Below are 2257 nucleotides of genomic sequence, written 5' to 3'. Positions count from 1 at the left end.
CTAAGGGGTGAGCAACGCAATACAAATGCCTCCGCTAACCACCTTAATCACTAAATTCAACGCATAGTGAAAATGCCACGCGTTGCGAATCCCTCTTGAGCAGTTTGTTAGTCGCGAGGCTCCGAGCGACAATTTTAAGTCGAACTAAACTTTGCAAACAACAAACTTTATGTGCTTTGATGCATTTAAGTTAGACGTGGTCTCAAAGCGGCTACTCAATGAAACCACTTGGAACATAAAACGCCGTAGAAAACGGACTGACAACACCAAAAAGCGCTTTTTGGAAAACCAATCTCACAGTGCGGACTTTCAACAAAGTCACTGAAACTACGTGGAACTTACAACACCAGAGAAGACGACTTTTCAACGAGTAGTTCTGCTTTTGAACCAACAAACTCACCGGACAGAGTTGCAACCAAGAACAGACGCTCGATTGCCCTGTTCTGTCAGCGCCAAAGAACAAAAAAACGCTTGGACACTTGCAAAACTTTGGATTTGAAACAGCCTGAAACTGAGTTTTGACCATCGATGAAGAGCCTGTATAGCAAACAATCATCAGCCAAATTTTAAGCTTAGAAACATGATTTTGACTGCAAGCTTTTTCTGGCGACTAACGCCCTGCTAAGGGGTGAGCAACGCAATACCGCTGCTTCCGTACACCACCTTAACCACTAAATTCAACGCATAGTAAAAATGCCACGCGTTGCGAATCCCTCTTGAGCAGTTTGTTAGTCGCGAGGCACCGAGCGACAATTTTAAGCCGAACCAAACTTTGCAAACAACAAACTTTATGTGTTTTGATGCACTTAAGTCAGGCGTAGTCTCAAAGCGCCTACTTAATGAAACCACTTGGAACATAAAACGTCGTAGAAAACGGACTGACAACACCAAAAAGCGCTTTTGGAAAACCAATCTCACAGTGCGGACTTTCAACAAAGTCACTGAAACCACGTGGAACTTACCACACCAGAGAAAACGTCCTTTCAGCAAGTAAATAAGCTTTTAAACCAACAAACTCACCGAGCTGATTTGCAACCAAAAACAGATTTTCGATCGCCCCGCTCTATCACCACCAAAGAACGAAACAACCGCTTAGAAAATAGCAACGCATTGATTTAGAACCGATGACACAGAGCTTTGACCATCGAAGATGGAACTATGAATCAAACAACCAGTAGCCAACTTTTGAGCTTATAAACATGATTCTGACTGCTAGCTTTTTCTGGCGACTAACGCCTTGTTAAGGTGTGAGGCACGCAATACCGAAGGTTCCGCATAACACCTTAACCACTAAAACCAACGCATAGTAAAAATGCCACGCGTGCCGAATCACTCTTGAACAATTTGTTATACGAATTTCTTCAGTGCCAACACTTGCTGTTCAAATAACTCACAATCTGACTTTGAGTATGACTTAGCGACATTAACCCATTGAACGCCCGTTTCATCTATGTGGCGAAACTCGACTTGAAGCGCATATTTAGAACAACGAAGAATAGCAAAAACCAAACCTACAACCGTCAGACTAAGAACTAAAACTAGTAGCCACTGTGGCACCTCTTCCAACCTTGGAATAACTAACCAAACTGCCCCTGAAAACACACACACCCAGAATAAAACTTGACCTAAATTATCAAGAAAACTTAACTTTTTAACCCTAGCATTGTTTATCTTAGACAAAGGATATGAGTCTTTCTTAAACCTGAACTCTTTTGAATCCAAGCTAAAATCAGTACTCTTGTACATAAATTCCCTCTATTCGTATAACGCCCTGTTAAGGGGTGAGCAACGCAATACCGATGCCGCCGCATACCACCTTAATCACTTAAACCAACGCATAGTGAAAATGCCACGCGTTGTGAATCCCTCTTGAACAGTTTGTTATATGCGTGCTGGCCCCCATCACCACACATACAACTTAAAGTAAACCAAGAAAGATGCTATGAAAATAAGCCCACACCAAGCGAAAAATACGAAGGCTTTCGCCTCAGTTTCTGCTTCTTCCATATCGGGAAGTAAAGCCATGAAATAGCATCCGATTGGAACTAATTCGTACATTTTACCTGCATATTGGTTATTCATGCCTAAGAAAGGTGGTACATACAAATACAGAGCTGAATAGCTGACAAAAAAGATAGTAACTAAAATTCTATTCCAACCTATCTCTTCGCCTTCTTGGTACAGCTTAAATAACAGGTAGATAGCACCCAATATTGCTAGTATCAAAAACATCCTGTTCAGAAATCCCTAAAGCATA

The 2257-nt window shown here is 41.7% G+C and carries 2 protein-coding genes; both read right to left on the bottom strand.

Features of this window, described 5'->3' with window-relative positions; genetic code table 11:
* Positions 1-1347 precede the first annotated feature (1347 nt).
* Positions 1348-1746, bottom strand: a complete 399-nt coding sequence (locus LIX84_RS23240) for a hypothetical protein (protein ID WP_226422265.1) — start codon at positions 1744-1746, stop codon at positions 1348-1350.
* 156 nt (positions 1747-1902) lie between these two features.
* Positions 1903-2232 carry a hypothetical protein gene (locus LIX84_RS23225; protein WP_026130459.1) on the bottom strand — a complete coding sequence of 110 codons (330 nt, stop codon included), beginning with the start codon at positions 2230-2232 and terminating at the stop codon, positions 1903-1905.
* Between the last annotated feature and the right edge of the window lie 25 nt (positions 2233-2257).

The organism is Vibrio sp. E14, from assembly GCF_020515785.1.
Taxonomy (GTDB): Bacteria; Pseudomonadota; Gammaproteobacteria; order Enterobacterales; family Vibrionaceae; genus Vibrio; species Vibrio diabolicus.
Note: the sequence above shows the minus strand (reverse complement) of the source record. Positions and strands in the feature narration are given on the sequence as shown.